The sequence below is a fragment of the Rhizobium sp. TAL182 genome (assembly GCF_002117725.1).
Lineage (GTDB): Bacteria > Pseudomonadota > Alphaproteobacteria > Rhizobiales > Rhizobiaceae > Rhizobium > Rhizobium esperanzae.
On the sequence record NZ_CP021024.1, the window covers coordinates 4429320 to 4449713 of the forward strand.

Sequence of the window (20394 nt, forward strand, 5' to 3'; positions counted from 1 at the left end):
CATTCCGGCTCGGTCCATGGCTTTGGCGATGCGTCGCATTGTCACGCAGCCGTGTTTTGCGCAGGCAGGCTTTCTCCTGCAAACTTTCTGGCAAAGCGTGCCAAATCAGCTTAGTCTCCGCGCGATTTGAGAGAGTGCCCGGACACGCATGACGACGATTTCAACCAGGCGACACCGCATGATTCTGCCGGCACTTGCGGCCGGTTTGGGTGTTGCGGTCATACTCGTCTCGACAAGCCCGTTTTCGGTCCGGGCCCAGGATGCCGCCCCGGAAGCGGCGCAATCTTCAGACCCGCCGCCCGCCGAGGCGCCGCCGCCCGATCCGGCCGCCGAACTTGCCGCCAAACGCGATCAGACCCGCGCCGAACTCCAAACCCTCTCGAAGACCATCAGCCTGTCCTCGGACAAGGTGAGCGAACTCCAGCAAAGCATCAGCAATCTGGAAAAGAGCACGCAGAGCATTCGCCAGGCGCTGATCGATTCCGCCGCCCGCCGCAAAGGCCTGGAAAAGCAGATTCTCGAGAGCGAGAAGAAGCTTGCCGATCTCGGCGTCAAGCAGGATGGCATTCGCCGTTCCCTGCATGAGCGCCGCGGCCTGCTAGCCGAGGTGCTGGCGGCACTCCAGCGCATGGGCCGCAATCCGCCGCCGGCTTTGCTCGTCACGCCCGACGACGCGCTTGCTTCCGTGCGCAGCGCCATACTGCTCGGCGCCGTCGTGCCCGGTATCCGCAAGGAAACCGACAAGCTCGCCGCCGATCTCGCAAGCCTGGCTGCGCTGCAGACGGCAAGCGCCGCCGAGAAGACGCAGCTTACGGCGACGATGACCGATAGCATCGAGGAAGAGCGGCGCATGGACCTGCTGCTTGCCGAAAACGATAAGCTCAGCCGCAGCAACGCCGCCGAACTGGAGGCCGAAAGGAAACGCTCGCAGGAACTCGCGGGCAAGGCGACCAGCCTCGAAGGCCTCGTCGCCTCGATGGAATCCGAGATCGCCTCGGTACGCGAAGCGGCCGCCGCCGCCCGCCAGGCCGAGGAAAACCGCAAGCTCTTGACCGACGAGCAGCGGGCTCAGGCGAAGGCGCTGGCCGAGAGCGGCGTGCCCGATAAAAACCGCATTGCGCCCGCATATCCCTTCGCAGAATTGAGGGCGAAATTGGAACTGCCGGTGGCCGGCGATATCCTGCGCCAGTTCGGCGATGCCGATGGCACCGGGCATGAAGCCATGGGAATGACGGTCGCCACCAATCCGGAGACAGTGGTGACGGCGCCTGCCGATGGCCTGGTGGTTTTTGCCGGCGCTTTCCGCAGTTACGGTCAGATGATCATTCTCGACGCGGGCGACGGATATCACCTGGTTCTCTCGGGAATGGATGCGATCAATACCCGTCAGGGAAAATTCGTTTTCTCCGGCGAACCGCTCGCCGTGATGGGAGCGAAAAGAGTGGCGAGCGCAACTGCATTGGCGCTGGAAACGGACCGGCCAACGCTTTACATTGAATTTCGAAAAGACGGTAAACCGGTCGATTCCCGACCGTGGTGGACCGCCAAGGACACTGGAAAGGCACGCAATGATTCGTAGGGCTTCTCTTGTTCTGGTCGGCGCATTGATGGGTGCGACCGCGATGAGCGTCATTTACTCGGCAGGTGTGCCGGCAGAAGCAGCCGGATCCTCGACATACAAGGAACTCTCGGTATTTGGCGACGTCTTCGAACGCGTGCGTGCGCAGTACGTCACGCCGCCGGCCGAAGACAAGCTGATCGAGAATGCCATCAACGGCATGCTGTCCTCGCTCGATCCGCATTCGAGCTACATGAATGCGAAGGACGCCGAAGACATGCGCACCCAGACGAAGGGTGAGTTCGGCGGTCTCGGCATCGAAGTCACGATGGAAGACGAGCTCGTCAAGGTCATCACCCCGATCGATGACACGCCCGCCGCCAAGGCCGGCGTTCTCGCCGGCGACTACATCTCCGAGATCGACGGCCAGTCCGTTCGCGGCCTGAAGCTGGAAGACGCCGTCGAGAAGATGCGCGGCGCCGTCAACACGCCGATCAAGCTGACGCTGATCCGCAAGGGCGCCGACAAGCCGATCGAACTGACGATCGTCCGTGATGTGGTCGCCGTCCAGGCCGTCAAGTCGCGCGTCGAGGACGATGTCGGTTACCTCCGCATCATCTCCTTCACCGAAAAGACCTATCCCGACATGGAGAAGGCGATCAAGAAGATCAAGGACACCGTTCCGGCCGACAAGCTGAAGGGTTACGTCCTTGACCTGCGCCTCAACCCGGGCGGTCTGCTCGACCAGGCGATCAACGTCTCCGACGCGCTGCTGCAGCGTGGCGAGGTCGTTTCGACCCGCGGCCGCAATCCCGATGAAACCCGCCGATTCAATGCCGGTCCGGGCGATCTGACCGATGGCAAGCCGGTCATCGTGCTGATCAACGGCGGTTCGGCGTCCGCATCGGAAATTGTCGCCGGCGCCCTTCAGGATCTGCGCCGTGCCACCGTTCTCGGCACCCGCTCCTTCGGCAAGGGTTCCGTCCAGACGATCATCCCGCTCGGCGAAAACGGCGCGCTGCGCCTGACTACGGCGCTCTATTACACGCCGTCGGGCCGCTCGATCCAGGGCACCGGCATCACCCCCGACATCAAGGTCGAGGAGCCGCTGCCGGAGGAACTTCAGGGCAAGATGGTGACCGAAGGTGAATCCAGCCTGCGCGGCCACATCAAGGGCCAGAGCGAAACCGACGAAGGTTCGGGCTCCGTTGCCTATGTGCCGCCGGACCCGAAGGACGACGTTCAGCTGAACTACGCGCTCGACCTTCTGCGCGGCAAGAAGACCGATCCGGCCTTTCCGCCGAACCCGGACAAGGCCGTCGTCGCCAAGTAATCGATCATTGCAAGGCCGGGCACTCGCCCGGCCTTGACCCTTTCTGCTGTTTCCCGGTTTGGAGCGGGCGAGAAAATTGGGAACGGACCTGCATGCGCCTTTGGGGCGCAACCGCAAAACCGGCAGCCGGCGGCCGGGAGTGCTGCGCCTTGGCCGCATCGCCGCCAGTCTGTGCCTTTTCGCGATAGGCGGCTTCTCTCTCTATACGGCGTTTCGCGGCGACGGGCTCGAACGCAAAAAACCGCCGACAACCGAGCAAGCGGCAGCGCCCTCTTCCAGCACGTCTCAACCGGCACAGACGCCGGCCGGCCAGGCGGCGGATGGCATACCGCGCGCCGAACCGCGTTCGGGCGCCAATGTCGAGCAGATGGTCACCGGTGACGGCTCCATCGTTACCAAGTACAGCCCCCGTCCCCGCGACGGCAGCGGGCCGGTATTGGTCGATGCCATGCAGATCGGCCAGGATCCGCGCATGGCGGCGCTGCCGAACGAGACACTGCTTGAGGATTCGGCCTATGGCAGGCTGCCGATCGTCGGCCCCGACGGCCGACGGCCGATGGATCAGTATGCCCGTCCCTCGTCCGGCGCCCGCGGTGTGCGCGTTGCCATTGTCGTCAGCGGCCTTGGGCTCAGCCAGACGGGAACGCAGCGCGCCATCGCCGAATTGCCCGAGGAGATCACGCTGGCCTTTGCCGCAAGCGGCAACAGCCTCCAGCGCTGGATGCAGGAGGCTCGCCGCGGCGGCCATGAAATCCTCCTGCAGGTGCCGCTGGAACCCTTTGATTATCCGGCCAACGATCCAGGACCGGAGACCCTGCTCACCTCCAAGCCGGTCGCCCGCAACATCGAGAACCTGCACAAGGCGATGGGCGAGATCACCAACTACACCGGCATCATGAACTATCTCGGCGGCCGTTTCCTTTCCGACCCTGCCGCCATGGAACCCGTGATGCGCGATATCGGCAAGCGTGGCCTGCTCTTCCTCGATGACGGGACGTCGGCGCAGTCGAAAACGGCTGATGTCGCCAAGGGGACCGAACTGCCCTATGCCTTTGCCGATCTGCAGCTCGACGGCCAGCTTGACGTCAACGCCATCCTGAAGAAACTCGACGAGCTCGAACGCATCGCTCGCAAGAACGGCCAGGCGATCGGCATCGCCTCGGCTTTTGACGAAAGCGTCGACGCCATTGCCAAGTGGAGCGAAGAGGCTTCGATGCGCGGCATCGAGATCGTCGGCGTCGCGTCGCTTTCCAACGACCCCAGAAACCCCTGAGATGATGTCCTCAACGGAGAAGAAGATGAGCCAGGCGACCGTGAAAGCCGAGGATCTGCCCTATCGCCCATGCGTCGGCGTGATGATCCTGAACCGCGATGGCCTGGTCTGGGCCGGCCGGCGTATCCCTGACGGCAATTCCGAATATGACGGCTCGCCGCAGCTCTGGCAGATGCCACAGGGAGGCATCGACAAGGGCGAGGATCCGTTGGACGCCGCCTATCGCGAGCTCTATGAGGAAACCGGCATCAGCACGGTGACGCTGCTCGCCGAAGCAAGCAATTGGATCAATTACGATCTGCCGCCGGCGCTGATCGGCATCGGGCTGAAAGGGAAGTTTCGCGGCCAGACGCAACGCTGGTTCGCCTTCCGCTTCGAGGGCGACGAGAGCGAGATCGCCATCAATCCGCCGCCCGGCGGCCACGATCCCGAATTCGATGCCTGGGAATGGAAGCCGATGCAGGCACTGCCAGGCCTGATCGTTCCTTTCAAACGCGCTGTCTACGACCAGGTGATCGCCGAGTTCCAGCATCTGGCGGCGTTGCAATCGGAAGGCTGATCATGCCGGGATGCTTCCGTTTTGTGCGCGGCGAGCGCAGGAGTGCCGGCCGCTCTGAAGCGGCCGACATCCAATAGGAGCTTATTCGGCTTCGTCAGCGGAATCGGCGTTGAGCTGGCCGTATTTGCTTTCACCGATTTTTTCGAGCAGATCGAGCTGCGTTTCGAGGAAGTCGATATGGCCTTCTTCATCGGCCAGCAGCTCTTCGAACAGCTTCATCGAGACGTAATCGCCGGCGTCATAACAGATATCGCGCGACTTCTTGTAGGCCGTGCGGGCGTCGTACTCGCCGGCGAGATCGGCTTCGAGGACCTCCTTGACGTTCTGGCCGATGCGCAGAGGGGCCAGAGTCTGCAAATTGGGATGGCCTTCGAGGAAGATGATGCGGGCGACGAGCCGGTCGGCATGATGCATCTCTTCGATGGATTCGGCGCGTTCCTTCTTGGCGAGCTTGGTGTAGCCCCAATCCTCGAGAAGACGATAGTGAACCCAATATTGGTTGACCGCCCCGAGTTCGAGGAACAGTGCCTCGTTAAGCCGCTCGATGACCTTTTTGTCGCCTTTCAATGTCCGCTCTCCTGTTTTCCTCATGGAATTGCTTCAAGCGCGACATGAAATCAAATATTTCAGCTTCCGTCGAGTGGCGGCGGGCGTGATAATCCTCGGTTGTACGGATAATGATGTCGACCACATTTGGGAAGCAGCCGCAGCAACGGCCTCGCTTTTCCATCGCATGATAGACCTTCGCAGGCACGATAAGCTGCCAACAATCTTCGTCGAGAAGGTTGATGATAACCTCCCGGATTTCCTTGTCGGTTATGTAATTGCAGCTGCAGACAAGCACGTCTTCATTTCCAAACATGACACTGACTATCGTGTTTTCTGCTAAAGAAGATGGCGGCTGTCAAGAAAAAATTCGAATCCGACGGCATCGATTGGAAGCGATGGGCGCGGCCTGTTGCAGATTGACTGAAACTGTGCGGCGATCGCACGATGAGGCATGCCCCGGTCGATCCGACTGCTCAATGAAAGTTCCGCCCGCGCGGCATGACCCCGGCGGTTTCCGCCGCACCGGCATGGCGGTCCGCGGCACCCGCCTGCCTTTCCAATTCCACACTTTCCTGCGCATTCGCAAGCCTTCTCTGTCGTGGATCGACCCCTGGCCTCAGCACCTCGTCGGCGCGCTCGCAGGCGCCGAAGCGTCGGGCCTCGCGTTGTAGGATGCCAAGTGCCGGCGTCATATCCTCGATATGCTCGACGACCGTATGGATTACGCCGCTATGGCTTTGCAGCCTGCCTCGGATTTTCACGAGCCGGGCGCCCATGACGACCGCCCGGTATTTGTCGAATATCTTGCTCCAGACAATAGCGTTGGCAACGCCGGTCTCATCCTCCAGCGTCATGAAGATTACGCCCTTGGCCGAACCCGGGCGCTGGCGCACCAGCACCAGACCGGCGATAGTCACCCTCTTTCCGTTCGGCACCGTCAGGAGATCGACATTGCGCGTGATGCCCATCTTTCGGAATTCCTCCCGCAGGAAAGACACCGGATGCGCCTTCAGCGACAATGACAGATAACGATAGTCCTCGATCACCTGCTCGCCCGGCGGCATATCAGGCAGACTGGTCTTCGGTTCGACCTGCAGATCGATATGGTTCACCCGATCGAACAGAGGCAATTTTTCAGGAGCGTATTTCGTATCCAATGCCCTTGCAGCCCAAAGCGCCTCACGTCTCGACAGGCCGATCGAGCCGAAGGCATCGGCATCCGCCAGCCTTTCGATATCGGCTTTGTCGAGACCGGACCGCAGCCAGAGATCACGAACCGAGCCATAACCATCGCCCCTGTTGGCGAGAAGGCTCTCCAGCGCTTTCTCGGACAGACCCTTGACCTGCCGAAAGCCGAGGCGAACGGCTCGCTTTGCCTTGATGATGGCTCGCATATCGGCATGCCGCCTATCGACGGCAGTTCTGTCGAATACCGCCTCTTCGAGATGGCAATCCCAATTGGATCTGTTGATGTCGACGGGTCGGACCTCGACCCCGTGTTCCCTGGCATCACGAACAAGCTGCGCCGGCGCGTAAAAGCCCATCGGCTGCGAATTGAGCATGGCAGCGCAAAAGACGTCGGGATAATAGGCCTTGATCCAGGACGAGGCATAGACCAGCAGGGCGAAGGAAGCCGCATGGCTTTCCGGAAAGCCATATTCGCCGAAGCCTTCGATCTGGCTGAAGCAGCGTTCGGCGAAATCCCTCGGATAGCCTCTGCTGGTCATGCCATTGATCAGATCATCCTTGAACGCGTTGACCTTTCCCAACCGCTTGAAGGTCGCCATCGAGCGGCGCAGGCGGTCGGCCTTGGCAGGCGAGAATCCCGCCGCCGTAATCGCGATCTGCATCGCCTGTTCCTGAAACAGCGGGACGCCAAGCGTCCGCTTGAGGATCGGGATCATCTCGTCTTTCGGATAGTCGATCTTGAAACCGGGAGAATGCGACTGCTCCCGTCGCGTCAGGTAGGGATGGACCATATTGCCCTGAATTGGTCCCGGACGGACGATCGCCACTTCGATCACGAGATCGTAGAATCGTCGCGGCTTCAGCCGGGGCAGCATGCTCATCTGCGCCCTGCTTTCGATCTGAAAGACGCCCAGCGTGTCGGCCCGGCACATCATGTCATAAACCGGTACGCCCTCGTCTCCGTGTTCCCTATTGCCGAGATCGGCAAGGGTTTTCTTCACGTCGTAATGCAGTTCGAGCAGCGAGAAAGCTTTCCTGAGACAGGTCAGCATTCCGAGCGCCAGAACATCGACCTTCAGGATCTTGACATTGTCGAGATCGTCCTTGTCCCATTCGATCATGTAGCGATCCGGCATCGCCGTCTTCATGATCGGCACGACTTCATCGAGCCGGTCCCGGGTGATGACGAAGCCGCCGACATGCTGGGTCAGGTGACGCGGAAATCCGAGGAGCTCGGACGCATAGCGCAGAACGTTTAATGTCACCGGGTCCGAAATATCGAGCCCCGCCGCCTTGGCATCCCGCTCCGACAGATTATCCTCCGACCAGCCCCAGACCAGGCTGCTGATCGCCGCTTGGACGTCCTCCGAAAGCCCGAAGGCCTTGGAGACCTCGCGGCCGGCGGAACGGGTGCGATAGGTGGTGACACCGGCCGTCAGCCCGGCATGCTCCTTGGTATATTTTCTGTAGATGTGCTGGATGACGTCTTCGCGTCGGTCGTGCTCGAAATCCACATCGATGTCAGGCGGCTCGTCACGATCCATCGAGATGAAGCGGTCGAAAAGCAACGTGCTTTTGGTCGGATCGACTTCCGTGATCTCGAGGCAATAGCAGATGACCGAGTTGGCTGCAGAACCGCGGCCCTGGCACAGGATCTTCAATTCATAACGTGCATGCTGGATAAGCTTGTGGACCGTCAGGAAATAGGGCTCGTATTTCTTCTCCCGGATGAGATTGAGTTCATAGTCGATCTGGGTCTGGATTTGAGCAGGAACGCCATCCGGATAGCGCTTCACAGCGCCCTCCTTCGTCAGACGCTCGAGGGTTTCATAAGGCGTCTCGCCGGGATCGTTTTCCGACGGGTAATTGTGTTTCAGCTCATCGAGCGAAAACGAAAGCCTGCCGAAAAATGTCCCGGTATTGGCAATCGCCTCCGGATAGTCGCGAAACAGCCGGGCCATTTCACGTGGGTCCTTGAGATAACGCTCGGCATTCGGAGCAAGAAGAAATCCTGCCTCGGCGATCGGCACATGCTCCCGGATCGAGATGACGATATCGGAAAGGGGGCGGCGATCCGTATGGTGATAGAGCGGCTGGTTGGTCGCGATGACAGGAATGCGGTGGCGGGCGGCGATCACGGAAAGTGCCGCGAAAACCTGCCTGTCGCGGCCATCATAGGCAGGCGCCAGCGCCACGTGAAACGCCTTGCCGAAACGGTTCCGGAACCGGGCGAGACAGGCTTCCAATTCCTGCTGGGCGACAGGCTCGATGGCAGCCGCCTGGCCGGGAACGAGGGCAAGCATCATCTTGTCTCCCCATTCCATGATATCCGCCTCGTAAAGCAGGCAGGATCCCTTCTCCGCTCTCAAATTTCCCGCACTCAGCAAACGGCAGAGATGCGCCCACCCTTGCCTGTTCTCAGGATAAGCAAGGATATCAGGCGTTCCGTCCGAAAAAACGAGACGGGCGCCCGGCTGAATCCGGATCGGATCGAGAACCTTCTCTTCCTCTCTGCCGTCGAGGTTCTTCTCGTGCCTTCTTCTGAATTTCTCTTCGATCTCCTGCGCCTGCGCATGCGCCCGAACGACGCCGGCTACCGAATTCCGGTCGGCGATTCCAAGACCGGAAAGTTTCAGCGCAGCGGCCTGCACCACCATTTCCTCGGGCTTCGAAGCACCCTCCAGAAAGGAGAAATTGGTGCGGGCGCCGATCTCGAAAAATGCAGGTGCCGCACTCATGCGAAAATCCCGTGCATGAACCAGCGCGGCGGCGGCTCTTCACCGTAAAAGCCTTCGCGATAAATCCAGAAACGATGCCCGGCATTATCCTCGACACGGAAATAGTCACGCGTTTTGGCGTCGGCGCCATCGATCCACCACTCCATGGCAAGCCGTTCCGGGCCTTCGCTGCGCAGAACCTGATGCTGCATACGGCGCCACCGGAAACTTTGCGGCGGCCCTTCCGGAACTTCGGCAAGCAAGGCCTCCACCGGTTCCGGTCTGGCAAAAAGCCTCAGGGGCCGCTCGCTGCGAGCTGGGGAAAGACGGCATCCCTCGCTCCTGCGATGCGCCGGAAAACTTTCCATGAACGGGCTTGCAATAGCGGCACGCTCCGGCACGTGGCTTTCGCGGAGCTGAAAGCTTTGGAGACAGTCCGCGCCAAGGCGGGCCGCGACGCGGTCGACGAAAGCTGCAAGCGAGACCTCTCTTTGCCGGCCGCCGTCGAAGTCACCCTGTGTGCCTTCGAAGGGCTCATGGCGCACGACATTCAACCGCAGGATCTCGAAACCATATCCGGCATCGAGATCATCATGAATTGCCTGCAGACGCTGGGAAAAAAGATCCGCGATCCGCTTCGGCTCTCTGAGCGGCCGTGAAGCGCCGACCGAAATCCGGAAAACCCGGCCATCGACCCGAAACAGCACGAGTTCGAAGACGCGGCCACCGGCGCCGCGAGCTTCCAGGGAGGGTTTCAGCGACACGGCGATCTGGCCGGCAAGGGCAAGAATATCCTCTTCGGTGCCGATCGGCTCGGCCAGCCGCCGCTCGGCCGAAAGGCTCGCAACCGGCAGGCGCGGCGAAACCGGTTCCTCGTCATGTCCGAGCGCCTGATCGAGCCGCAAAAGCAGGCTCGCTCCAAAACGGCGGGTCAACGGCGCCCGCGGCGCATTCATGACATCGCCGATATATTTCAGCCCGAGCTTCTTCAGCGATGCCACGGTGTCTTCGTTCAATCGAAGCGCGGCGACCGGCAGCGGCGCCAGCACATCCTCCATTTCCTCGTCTTCGATGACGCCGCCATTGCCGAAACGAGCGATGGCCGAGGAAAGGCCGGGGGAAGAGGAGATCGAACCCTGGACGTCGAGCCCCATATGGAAAAGCCTGAGGAGAATATCCTTCAGCAACGCTCTCTCGCCGCCGAAAAGATGGGCACAGCCGCTAATGTCGAGAAACAGCCCGTCCCGTCCGTCGATCGCCACCAGCGGCGTATAGCGGTCGCACCAGTCGGCGATGGCTTCGAGCAGCCGCGCATCGGCGGCCGAATCCTCCTCAACGATATCGAGTTTCGGATGCATGGCGCGCGCTTCCGCGACACCCTGACCCTTCTTCAGGCCAAGCGCCTCCGCGGCCTCGTCCAGCGCCGTCAGCCGCATGGCATTTTCGTACTTTCCGGCGCAGACGATCGGCGCAGCCTCAGGACGCCCTCTCGAACGCCAGGAAAGACCCCATTTTCTGCGGGCGATCCTGTCCGTCGAAAGATGCGGAAAGCTGAGCGCCAGGATGCGCTGACCGTTCGTCTGGAGTAAGAGCGCGCCTTGGCTTGTCGATGGGGAAAAACTGACGTTCATGGGGGTTCCACTCCAGAAGAAGGGAGAGCGGAGCCGGGTTGCGGCTCTTCTCCAGGCTGAGATGAAAAACCGGATTGCCGATACTGCCGGCAAGTCTCGATCCATCCGGCAGAGCCCGCATGCCGGAGGGCGCGGGTTCGGCAAGCAGCCGGAAGGCGGCGCTGCTCGCCTCCTCCTCTCCGGCCTGCCGAAGCAGGAAGAGGGGCCGGCCGGCCGCCTTGGCGCGAAGACCGAGCCGCCGGCTCTCGGTCAGGCCGAAATGCGCAGGATTGCCCCTGATCTCCAGGATGACCACCGAAAAGGCGCCGCTTTCCACCGCGGTTTCCGCAAGCCAGAGCGCCTCGTCGAGCTTGCGCGGCAAAGCCTGCAGGAAACACTCGGGCCGCAGGCCGAAATCCTGCAGACCCACTGCATAGGGAAGACCGGCTTCCATCGTCGAGATCGTATCGCCGATCCAGAGTATTGGCGAACAATCGCTCGCCTCCTCCACTCGCTGTAGCAGCGCTGCGGCCGCAAGGGCGAACCCACTGGCAGCTCCCGCATCCCGGAAAAGCGTCGAACGGATTTCCGTTATCGCATCGAGCGGCAGCCCGCCTTCCATCGCTTCGTCGAGCGATGTCACGCCAAACGGCAGGCGCTGTGCGCGCCCATTCCGTTCCGCATCCTGCCGCCCGGCCTCACCCGAAGCCAGGGCTTCCCGCTCCGCTGCCGCAAGCGCAGGCGCAGGCTTTCCTTCCAGCTTGGCAATGGTTTCGCGGAGCGCAAAAAGCCGCTCGCGCGCCAGGGCGTTCTGCGCCATGGCGTTTACTCCATCCGTCTTGTTCCTGTTATGTTCTTATGGATTCCAGAGAGCTGAAGAAGAGTCAACAACCATTTTCTATGAATTTATTCCTGCCTTTGATTCCGCACTCGAAAATCGGCGGCAAAGGTTCTATATGGGCCCGCAAAGGAAGGAATATTCATGGCCCGCATAGACCAGAGCGATGATTGGCAGGACCGCCATGCGCCGACGATCAGCACCTTCGAGTCGCTGGCCATGGAGGCTTACAGCCATCTACCGGATGAATTCCGCCAGCTAACGACCAATCTCACGATCGAGATCGAGGATTTCCCCGATGACGACGTTTTCGAGGACATGGCGCTGGAAACCCCTTTCGATCTGCTCGGCCTTTTCGAGGGCAGGGGAATTTCCGAACGTTTCACCGTGGAAACCGGCGAGATGCCGAACCGCATCCGTCTCTACCGCCGCCCCATCCTCGATTATTGGGCCGAGAACGACGAGACGCTCGGCGATATTATCACTCACGTCCTGATCCACGAGATCGGCCACCATTTCGGGCTGAGCGACGAGGATATGGAGCGGATCGAGGCCAGCGCCGAGGAAGCTGCCGAGCGCTGAAACCGTGCGTTCGGCAGAAGGTCCTATTGCTCGGAGAGCTTCATCTCCGGATCATAATCCTTGCCTTCGACAGTCTTGACGACGGCCTGTCCGCACTGCATCGCGCCGGTTGCGGCATTGAAGGCATAGGTCGGCGAACCCTCCAGCGACCAGCCCTTGTTGAGGGCGGCGGTAACCTTGTGGCAGAAGGAAGCGTCGTCGGGGCCGGTCAGGAAGCGGTAGAGTTTCATCAGGCGTGCTTTCTTGCAGAAATCAGACGCGCTTTATGAACCAGAGCTTCGGCCTGGACAAGATGCAGCCGCTCGATCATCCGCCCGTTCGCATTGATGACGTTGAGGCCCCTGGCCGCCGGATCAGCAAAGGCTGATATGATTGCCTGCGCCTCGGCAATCTCCTCCGCGCTCGGGCCGAAATGCCGGTTGGCGGCCGCAATCTGCGCGGGGTGGATCAGCATCTTGCCGGCAAAACCGATGGCGCGTCCCTGCCCGCATTCGACGTCGAAACCTTCGCCATCCCGGAAATCGTTGAAGACGCTGTCGAGCGCATCGAGCCCATAGGCCTTGACCGCCAGAATGATCTGCATCAGCCAAGGCACGAGAAAGCTTCGCCCCGGCTGCGGCAGGACGCCGGTTTCCTTGCGCAGATCATTGAGGCCGACGACGACGCAATCGAGCCGCGCCCCCGGTATGCAGCCGGCTTCGGCGATCGCCCCGACATTCAGCACGCCACGCGGCGTCTCGATCATGGCCCAGATGCGCAGCTCCTCCGGCGCATTCGCATCGGCAAGCAGATCGCCGATGTCGGTGACATCCTGGGGGCCATCCACTTTCGGCAGGAGAACGGCGTCGGGCAAAAGCGCTTTGACCAGATCGAGATCCGCCGCCCCGAATGCGGATGACAGAGAATTGATGCGGATGATCCTTTCCTTGCCCGCAAGCGGCGGCCCGGCAAAAAAAGCCCGCAGATTTTCCCGCGCCTGACCCTTGTTCTCGGGCGCGACGGAATCCTCCAGATCAAAAATAACCGCATCACAATCAAGGGAACGGCTCTTTTCGAGCGCCCGGAGATTGATGGCCGGGACACTCAGCACCGAGCGGCGCAGACTTGAGGAACGCAGAGGTGTAGTTTGCTTCATCAGCCATTAGTGCCAAGCTTCGCAAAGCCCGGCAAGACAACAAAAAGCCATGCTTGCCTTGCAGAGAGGAAAAGGAAGGACCACATTCCTTTCTGTAGAAAGGTCTCAAACCCATGCAGAACATTCGCTCCATCTTCTTCATGCTGGCCGGCGCCACCTTTTTTGTCGCCATGCTGCTTCTCACCTTCTCGGTGACGCTTGCCGTCGGCGGCATCCTGACCGTGCTCATGGTCGGACGCGCGCTTTCGATGAAGATGAAGCCTGCTCCGGTGCGCGCCAAGGCAAACAACGGCAAGCCGGAGATGCGCATCTGGAACGACGGTCGCGGCACGATCATCGATCTCTGAGGCCTGCTTTCAAAAAAATCGCCGACACTGTCGCATCATGCTTCCATGATACGTCTTTGAAGCAGCCGGGCATTCTGCCGGCGCTCAAAAACGATGGAGGACGAGCATGGATACGACGGAAAACAAGCCGGCCAAGTTGCCGCCGGTGAAGAATGGCCTGCTGCCCTATCTGACCGTCGATGGCGCGGTGAAGGCCGCGGAATTCTACAAGAAGGCCTTCGGTGCCGAAGAGGCCCACAGGGTGCCGGTCGATGAAAGCGGCCGGACGATGCATATTCATCTCTATATCAATGGCAGCTCCCTCATGCTGGCGGATGCCTATCCCGAATACGGCCATCCCTTCAAAGGTCATGAAGGCTTCGCCATCCAGCTTGTCATCGACGATATCGATTTCTGGTGGGATCGTGCCGTGGCCGCCGGCGCCGAAGTCGTCATGCCGGTCGAACTGATGTTCTGGGGTGACCGTTACGGCCAGCTTCGCGACCCGTTCGGCGTCCTCTGGGGTTTGAACGCGCCCGCCAAATAACGCGGCGCGTACCGTTGCCAGGCCACGCGAAACGCCGCGTGGCCACCATTTGAAAGCATGTCGCGCAAAAGTGTGCAGCGGTTTTGCGAGAACGACATGCGGCAGACCAGACCTAAAGCGTAGCAAGCGAATCTGAAAGATCGCGGTACGCTTTAGAAAGATTCTCCTTCATTTCGGCAAAAAACTGGACTAGATGCACATTCAGGAAAGTACATTTGCTGAAATGGAGCATGGGTCATGGATAAATTCGTGAAGCTCACGGGCGTTGCAGCCCCCCTGCCGGTCGTCAACATCGACACCGACATGATCATTCCGAAGGACTATCTGAAGACCATCAAGCGCACCGGTCTCGGCAAGGGCCTTTTCGCCGAAGCCCGCTACAATGAAGACGGCTCCGAAAATCCCGATTTCGTGCTGAACAAGCCGGCCTACCGCGATGCCAAGATCCTGGTCGCCGGCGACAATTTCGGCTGCGGCTCCTCGCGCGAACACGCTCCCTGGGCGCTGCTCGATTTCGGCATCCGCTGCGTGATCTCGACGAGCTTCGCCGACATTTTCTACAACAACTGCTTCAAGAACGGCATCCTGCCGATCAAGGTGAGCCAAGAAGATCTCGATAAGCTGATGGACGACGCCTCGCGCGGCTCCAACGCCATCCTGACCGTCGATCTTGAGAACCTCGAGATCACCGGCCCCGATGGCGGCTCGATCAAGTTCGATCTCGACGAGTTCAAGCGCCACTGCCTGCTGAACGGCCTCGACGATATCGGCCTGACCCTGGAAAAGGGCAAGGCGATCGACGAATTCGAAAAGAAGAACGCCGCTTCGCATCCCTGGGCCGCTTAACCCTGACGAACTGCCGATCGATCAAGCCGGGCTTTCGCCCGGCTTTTTCTTTATAGCGGCGCGCATCTCACGCGCGCAAAGGACGCTGTAACTGCCGCAGCTCAGAGAAATTTCTCTTTCCAGAGCCTCAGCTTTTCCAGCGACACGCCGATGCCGCCGCAGACTTCGATCAGCGGATTGTCGAAGCGGGCAAGCAGCCCGGCATGCACATCGGCAACGGCAAGGGCAGCACCGCAGGCCGGCTCGACTAGGATGCGCTGCGCATCGGCAAATTTCAGACAGGCGGCAACGGCGTCGGCGTCGCTGACGAGAACGCTTTCGATCGGATGCCGTTTCGGCAGGTCGAAGACATGCGGGGCCACCTGCCGCGCGCCGAGCGATGTGGCGATCGAGGTGATTGCGGGCAGGGCGATGCGCTCATTTGCCTTGAGGCTCTCATGCAGCGAAGCTGCCCCTTCGGTTTCGACGGCAATCACAGGCACGTCGGGCAGCCCGTTTCGCTTCAGCCCCTCGACAATGCCGGCAAGCAGCCCGCCGCCGCCGACGCTGGTGACGACACAGTCAAATTTTGCACCCTTCGCCACCACTTCGTCGATCAGCGTCGCATGGCCATCCCACAGAAGCGGATGGTCGAAAGGATGCACATAACTTGCCTTGCGGCTGCGGGCGAGTTCGACCGCGTGGGCATTGGCTTCGTCGAAAACAACTCCGTGCACGAGGACATTGGCGCCGGTTGCGGCAATCGTCTGCCGGACATCGGCCGCCGTCGTCTCCGGCACGACGATCGTGACCGGCACGCCGAGCGCCCGGCCGGCATAGGCCGCGGCAATACCGGCATTGCCGCCGGAAGCACAGAAGATCTCGCGCGCGCCATTGTCCACCTCGTGCCGGCAAAGCCGGCCGACGCCGCGCAGCTTGAAGCTGCCGGAGGGCTGCAGTGCATCGAGCTTCAGCCAGAGCGGCTTGCCGCTGGCGCTGTAATCAGGCGCTGTTCGAGCCAGAGGCGTGTCGAGATGAAGAGGCGCTGAAGGCATGGAAACATTCCGGAAATAAATGCTGGAGCCCACCGTTCTATTCCAGTTGAAGGCGTCGGAGCAACCGTCGGCGCTGAGAGAGCGAAGCGTACCGATTCACCCGTTCTCTCGCTTGAAATGCCCATTTCCGGGGTCTAAGAAGCCGCAGCTTGTTTTTCCAGGAGGGCTCCATGACAGCGCGCAATCTTTTCCTGCTGCCGGGTGACGGCATCGGTCCCGAGGCCATGGGCGAGGTCCGCAAGATCATCGCCTATATGAACGAGGCGATGAATGCCGGTTTCGTCACCGACGAAGGCCTTGTCGGCGGCTCCGCCTATGATGCCCATGGCGCGGCGATCTCGGAAGCCGACATGCAGAAGGCGCTTGCCGCCGACGCCGTTCTGTTCGGCGCCGTCGGCGGCCCGAAATGGGATAGCGTGCCTTATGAGGTGCGCCCGGAAGCCGGCCTGCTCCGCCTGCGCAAGGACCTGCAGCTCTTCGCCAACCTGCGCCCCGCCATCTGCTATCCGGCCCTGGCCTCAGCCTCGTCGCTGAAGCCGGAACTGGTCGAAGGCCTCGATATCCTGATCATTCGCGAGTTGACGGGCGGCGTCTATTTCGGCGAACCGAAGGAGATCATCGACCTCGGCAACGGCCAGAAGCGCGGCATCGACACGCAGGTCTACGATACCTACGAGATCGAACGCATCGCCGGCGTCGCTTTCGAAATGGCCCGCACAAGGCAGAACCGCGTCTGCTCCATGGAAAAGCGCAACGTCATGAAGTCGGGCGTGCTGTGGAACCAGGTCGTGACCGAAACGCATAAGGCGAAATATTCCGACGTTCAGCTCGAACATATGCTGGCCGATGCCGGCGGCATGCAGCTCGTGCGACAGCCCAAGCAGTTCGACGTCATCGTCACCGACAATCTTTTCGGCGACATGCTTTCCGACGTCGCCGCCATGTTGACCGGTTCACTCGGCATGCTGCCCTCGGCTTCGCTCGGCGCGCCGGATGGTAAAACCGGCAAGCGCAAGGCGCTCTACGAGCCGGTGCACGGTTCGGCCCCCGACATCGCCGGCAAGGGCATTGCCAATCCAATCGCCATGATCGCCTCCTTCGCCATGTGCCTGCGTTACTCCTTCAACCTGGTGAAGGAAGCCGACGATCTGGAAAAGGCGATCGCCAACGTGCTCGACAAGGGCATCCGCACCGGCGACATCATGGCCGATGGCGCAAGGCAAGTCGGCACCGCCGAGATGGGCGATGCGATCCTCGCCGAGTTCAAGGCGCTTTCCGTCTGATATATTTCACGTGAAACAGTTTCCCGCCCTTCGCATCACGCATGCGGAGGGCTTTTTCATGTGAGGCCGAGCAGCCGCAGCCGGGTCGGCCGAAATATCCGAAACGGACTATTCTCAGCCACAATCTCGTGTATTTTTGCGCCGAATTTTAACCCGGCAAAATCGAACGGACGACAGGATGCGGGCATTTTGGGCTTCCCTTGATAGGCGCTGGCGCCGCGGCAGCGTTGGCATGCCGCCCTTGCGCTGGCAGGCCTGCCTCTTCGTCACCATCAATGCCGTGGCTCTTTCCATGCTGCTCTTCGATGCCCCGGTCGGCGCCAGCGAACGCCCTGCGGCGGTGAAGCAGCTCGGCCAGCTGCTGACCGGCTTCGGCGATTCTGCCTGGCTGATCTGCATCAGCATTCTGCTCTTCTTTCAGGGCAGGGCGGGTTACAAGCTTTTGAAGAGCGCGCGCTCCAAGGCGCAGGCACTTTATGTCAGCTGGATCGGCGCCTATCTCTTCACCACGGTCGTCTTCTCCGGACTTCTCGCCAATCTCCTGAAACGGGCGATTGGAAGGGCGCGTCCCGACCATTTCCACGATTACGGCATGTTTTCTTTCACACCCTTTTCGGGCCATGCCGCTTTCGAAAGCTTTCCGTCCGGCCATTCCACCACGGTCGGCGCCTTCTTTGCCGCTTTTGCGCTTCTGTTTCCGCGCTACCGCATTCTCTTCATCGCCTGCGCCATCTGGCTTGCCATGACGCGCGTCATGGTCGGTGCGCACTATCCAAGCGACGTTATCGCCGGCCTCGCACTCGGCGGCTGGTTCTCGCTACTGACGGCAATCGTCTTTGCCCGCTGCGGCCTGCTCTTCAAACTGGCGCCGGATGGCTGGCCGCTCGCCAAGCGCCTGTTCCCCGACGTGAAAAAGCCCGGCGTCTTGTGAGCGCCGGGCCGTTTTCTCGAGCATGTCAGACGCGAACGCGTCATCAATCCAATGCGTGGATATCCCTGTTCTTCGTTTCCGGCAGGAAGATCACGCCGATGACAAGGGTGATCGCCGCAAAGACGATCGGATACCAGAGGCCGTAATAGATATCGCCTGCGGCAGCGCTCATCGCGAAGGCCGTCGCCGGCAGCAGGCCGCCGAACCAGCCGTTGCCGATGTGATAGGGCAGCGACATGCCGGTGTAGCGGATGCGGGTCGGGAAGAGCTCGACCAGAAGTGCCGCGATCGGGCCATAGACCATCGTCACATAGATCACGAGGACGAACAGGATGGCGATCGTGCCGATCCAGTTGACGCGATTCGGGTCGGCGACCATGGCGAAGGTGCCGCCATTGGCGATGTTGTAGACCGCCATATCGGTGACGCCATTGGCTTCGTCCGCCGTCAGCAGCTTGCCTTCGACCAGCTTGGCTGCCGGCATGGTTTCCTTCTCGCCGGTGCGTACGGCCTCGGCATTGAGCGCAAGTTCCGGATTGGCGGCGATAAAGGCATCGAGCTTGGCATCCGGCACCTTGGCGACGCCGCGCTTCAGCGGGTAGCCGGCATCGTGAAGAGCAATGTTGACGCCCTTTTCAAAAGCGGCGGTCATGCCCTTCGCCTTGTCGCCGGCGGCAGCGGCGTCGAAGCTCGGGACCGTCGCGTTACCGACCTTCACCGTCGCCGGCTGTCCGGCGGGGCCGGGCACGACGTCATAAGGCACCGAGTTCTTGGTCAGGAACGCCGTCGCCACGTCGCAGGAGCTGGTGAACTTCGCCGTGCCCGTCGGGTTGAACTGGAACTTGCAGTCCGCCGGATCGGCCGTAACTGTTGCACGGATCGAGGCCTGCGCTTCGGCAAGTGCCGGGTTTGCCGTCCAGGTCATCGCCTTGAACAGCGGATTATAGGTCACCGCCGCGATGAGAAGGCCCGCCATGATGATCGGCTTGCGGCCGATCTTGTCGGAAAGGCCGCCGAAGATGACGAAGAATGGCGTGCCGAGGAAGAGCGCAACAGCGACCATGACATTGGCCGAGAAGAGGTCGACCTTCAGCACGTTCTGCAGGAAGAACAGCGCATAGAACTGGCCGCCATACCAGACGACCGCCTGGCCCATGGTGGCGCCGAGAAGCGCGATGAGTGCGATCTTGGCGTTCTTCCACTGCCCGAAAGCTTCGGTCAGCGGCGCCTTGGAGCCCTTGCCTTCCGCCTTCATGCGCTGGAATGCCGGCGATTCATTCATCTTCAGGCGAATCCAGACCGAAATGCCGAGCAGGACGACCGAGACCAGGAACGGTATACGCCAGCCCCAGGCGGCGAATTGAGCCGGAGCCATCAGCGACTGAACGAGAATGATGACGATCAGCGACAGGAACAGGCCGAGCGTTGCCGTCGTCTGAATCCATGAGGTGAAATAGCCGCGACGGCCGTTCGGCGCATGTTCGGCGACATAGGTCGCCGCACCGCCATATTCGCCGCCGAGCGCCAGACCCTGCAGCAGACGCAACCCGATCAGAATGATCGGGGCGGCGATGCCGATGCTGGCGGCACCCGGCAGGATACCGACGAGGAAGGTCGACATGCCCATGATCAGGATCGTCACCAGGAAGGTATATTTGCGGCCGACGAGATCGCCGAGACGGCCGAACACCAGGGCGCCGAACGGACGCACCAGAAAGCCGGCGGCAAAGGCGAGCAGCGTAAAGATATTGCGCGTTGCCTCGGGATATTGGGTGAAGTAGGTCGCGCCGATATAGGTGGCGAGCGAGCCGTAGAGATAGAAATCATACCATTCGAAAACGGTGCCGAGCGAAGAGGCGAAGATGACCTTCTTCTCTTCGCCCGTCATCGGACCGGCCTTCGCGCCGTCGATGCTTGCGACATTTGCCATTGTCTGTCCTCCACAGAGTGATAAGCAACGCGCGCAGCCTACTCTCCTCAAAGCATACCCCTGGCCGCGACACGCCTGACGAGAGTGTGCCAGAAAAGACAGGCCGCAAAGAGAGATGCTTTGGGATTATGACTTTAGTCTAACGAGGCCGCGTT

General features: G+C 60.9%; 18 protein-coding genes and 1 pseudogene. 10 read left to right on the plus strand and 9 right to left on the minus strand.

What is annotated here, in order from left to right; genetic code table 11:
* The first annotated feature begins 178 nt into the window (after positions 1-178).
* The 4 genes from Tal182_RS21980 to Tal182_RS21995 all read left to right on the plus strand — a co-directional run bounded on the left by Tal182_RS21980 (position 179) and on the right by Tal182_RS21995 (position 4723).
* Positions 179-1579 carry a murein hydrolase activator EnvC gene (locus tag Tal182_RS21980; RefSeq protein WP_085860731.1) on the plus strand — a complete coding sequence of 467 codons (1401 nt, stop codon included), beginning with the start codon at positions 179-181 and terminating at the stop codon, positions 1577-1579.
* Positions 1569-2891 (plus strand): S41 family peptidase, encoded by a 1323-nt coding sequence (locus Tal182_RS21985; protein ID WP_003543943.1) that lies wholly within the window; start codon positions 1569-1571, stop codon positions 2889-2891. The genes Tal182_RS21980 and Tal182_RS21985 overlap by 11 nt, the downstream gene beginning before the upstream one ends.
* Before the next feature lie 76 nt (positions 2892-2967).
* On the plus strand, positions 2968-4164 hold the full coding sequence (locus Tal182_RS21990; RefSeq protein ID WP_085860732.1) for a divergent polysaccharide deacetylase family protein: 1197 nt from the start codon (positions 2968-2970) through the stop codon (positions 4162-4164).
* Between the two features lie 25 nt (positions 4165-4189).
* Positions 4190-4723 carry an RNA pyrophosphohydrolase gene (locus Tal182_RS21995; RefSeq protein WP_085861023.1) on the plus strand — a complete coding sequence of 178 codons (534 nt, stop codon included), beginning with the start codon at positions 4190-4192 and terminating at the stop codon, positions 4721-4723.
* An 81-nt stretch (positions 4724-4804) separates the two neighbouring features.
* Here the strand turns inward: Tal182_RS21995 and bfr are convergent, their stop codons facing one another.
* From bfr to Tal182_RS32805, 5 genes and pseudogenes are all read right to left on the minus strand, one after another.
* Positions 4805-5290 carry a bacterioferritin gene (gene bfr / locus Tal182_RS22000; protein ID WP_064805736.1) on the minus strand — a complete coding sequence of 162 codons (486 nt, stop codon included), beginning with the start codon at positions 5288-5290 and terminating at the stop codon, positions 4805-4807.
* Positions 5256-5655: pseudogene (locus Tal182_RS22005) on the minus strand ((2Fe-2S)-binding protein). Before Tal182_RS22005 ends, bfr begins: the two are co-directional and overlap by 35 nt.
* 90 nt (positions 5656-5745) lie before the next feature.
* Positions 5746-9198: an error-prone DNA polymerase gene (locus tag Tal182_RS22010; RefSeq protein WP_085860733.1), complete on the minus strand. Its 3453-nt coding sequence runs from the start codon at positions 9196-9198 to the stop codon at positions 5746-5748.
* Entirely contained in the window at positions 9195-10613 is a 1419-nt protein-coding gene (locus Tal182_RS22015) for a DNA polymerase Y family protein (protein WP_064811584.1), read from the minus strand. Before Tal182_RS22015 ends, Tal182_RS22010 begins: the two co-directional genes overlap by 4 nt.
* A 40-nt stretch (positions 10614-10653) precedes the next feature.
* The gene (locus tag Tal182_RS32805) at positions 10654-11607 is read right to left on the minus strand and encodes a hypothetical protein (RefSeq protein ID WP_245344800.1); all 954 of its coding nucleotides are present in this window, start codon (positions 11605-11607) and stop codon (positions 10654-10656) included.
* A gap of 162 nt (positions 11608-11769) precedes the next feature.
* Here Tal182_RS32805 and Tal182_RS22020 point away from each other — a divergent pair, with 162 nt between their 5' ends.
* Positions 11770-12207: a metallopeptidase family protein gene (locus Tal182_RS22020; RefSeq protein WP_064811585.1), complete on the plus strand. Its 438-nt coding sequence runs from the start codon at positions 11770-11772 to the stop codon at positions 12205-12207.
* A gap of 23 nt (positions 12208-12230) precedes the next feature.
* On the opposite strand, the gene Tal182_RS22025 is transcribed toward Tal182_RS22020, so the two are convergent.
* Together Tal182_RS22025 and Tal182_RS22030 are read right to left on the minus strand one after the other, a co-directional pair.
* Positions 12231-12437 (minus strand): DUF1737 domain-containing protein, encoded by a 207-nt coding sequence (locus Tal182_RS22025; protein WP_009996762.1) that lies wholly within the window; start codon positions 12435-12437, stop codon positions 12231-12233.
* Entirely contained in the window at positions 12437-13342 is a 906-nt protein-coding gene (locus Tal182_RS22030; RefSeq protein ID WP_085860735.1) for a CoA ester lyase, read from the minus strand. Before Tal182_RS22030 ends, Tal182_RS22025 begins: the two co-directional genes overlap by 1 nt.
* 113 nt (positions 13343-13455) lie before the next feature.
* On the opposite strand from Tal182_RS22030, the gene Tal182_RS22035 reads away from it, so the two are divergent.
* From Tal182_RS22035 to leuD, 3 genes are all read left to right on the plus strand, one after another.
* Complete coding sequence (locus tag Tal182_RS22035; protein ID WP_064708240.1) at positions 13456-13689, plus strand: hypothetical protein; 234 nt, start codon at positions 13456-13458, stop codon at positions 13687-13689.
* A 106-nt stretch (positions 13690-13795) separates the two neighbouring features.
* Positions 13796-14215 (plus strand): glyoxalase/bleomycin resistance/extradiol dioxygenase family protein, encoded by a 420-nt coding sequence (locus Tal182_RS22040; RefSeq protein WP_085860736.1) that lies wholly within the window; start codon positions 13796-13798, stop codon positions 14213-14215.
* Between the two features lie 237 nt (positions 14216-14452).
* Positions 14453-15061, plus strand: coding sequence for a 3-isopropylmalate dehydratase small subunit (gene leuD / locus Tal182_RS22045; protein ID WP_064708129.1), 609 nt, complete (start codon positions 14453-14455; stop codon positions 15059-15061).
* A gap of 101 nt (positions 15062-15162) precedes the next feature.
* On the opposite strand, the gene Tal182_RS22050 is transcribed toward leuD, so the two are convergent.
* The gene (locus Tal182_RS22050) at positions 15163-16095 is read right to left on the minus strand and encodes a pyridoxal-phosphate dependent enzyme (protein WP_085861024.1); all 933 of its coding nucleotides are present in this window, start codon (positions 16093-16095) and stop codon (positions 15163-15165) included.
* A gap of 170 nt (positions 16096-16265) precedes the next feature.
* Here Tal182_RS22050 and leuB point away from each other — a divergent pair, with 170 nt between their 5' ends.
* Positions 16266-17378, plus strand: a complete 1113-nt coding sequence (leuB, locus tag Tal182_RS22055; protein ID WP_085860737.1) for a 3-isopropylmalate dehydrogenase — start codon at positions 16266-16268, stop codon at positions 17376-17378.
* A gap of 178 nt (positions 17379-17556) precedes the next feature.
* The gene (lpxE, locus tag Tal182_RS22060) at positions 17557-18309 is read left to right on the plus strand and encodes a lipid A 1-phosphatase LpxE (protein ID WP_189637618.1); all 753 of its coding nucleotides are present in this window, start codon (positions 17557-17559) and stop codon (positions 18307-18309) included.
* A 43-nt stretch (positions 18310-18352) separates the two neighbouring features.
* On the opposite strand, the gene Tal182_RS22065 is transcribed toward lpxE, so the two are convergent.
* The gene (locus Tal182_RS22065; protein WP_085860738.1) at positions 18353-20239 is read right to left on the minus strand and encodes an MFS transporter; all 1887 of its coding nucleotides are present in this window, start codon (positions 20237-20239) and stop codon (positions 18353-18355) included.
* Positions 20240-20394: the final 155 nt, after the last annotated feature.